The following is a 312-nucleotide window of genomic DNA, read 5'->3' on the forward strand; positions in this document are numbered from 1 at the left end:
CGCTGGCTCACCCTGATGGAACTGAGCCGGGCGCGGGAATGGCTGGTGAACGACAGCCGACCAGCGGACAGGCGCTTGGCCCACCACTTCTGCGAGCTTTTGGTCTGCCTGCAGGTGGTGGGTCTTGCTGACGCGAACAGCTTCGAGCTGGCGCTCTCGCAGACGGATCTGGCGGACGCGATGGGCATTTCGCAGGTCCACATCAACCGCGTGCTGCAGGCGTTACGGGGGAGCGATCTGATCGTCTGGAGCAAGCACCGCCTGACCATCCCCGACGTGGAGCGGCTGAAGGCGTTTGCCGAGTTCGATCCG

Annotated in this window: 1 protein-coding gene; it reads left to right on the plus strand. The window is 64.7% G+C overall.

What is annotated here, in order from left to right; all coding sequences use genetic code 11:
* Window positions 1-75: 75 nt before the first annotated feature.
* Window positions 76-312 (plus strand): helix-turn-helix domain-containing protein (locus WDW90_RS38665; protein WP_336492941.1); only part of this gene is annotated, 237 nt, incomplete at its 3' end.

The sequence above is a fragment of the Methylobacterium nigriterrae genome (assembly GCF_037106235.1).
Taxonomy (GTDB): Bacteria; Pseudomonadota; Alphaproteobacteria; order Rhizobiales; family Beijerinckiaceae; genus Methylobacterium; species Methylobacterium nigriterrae.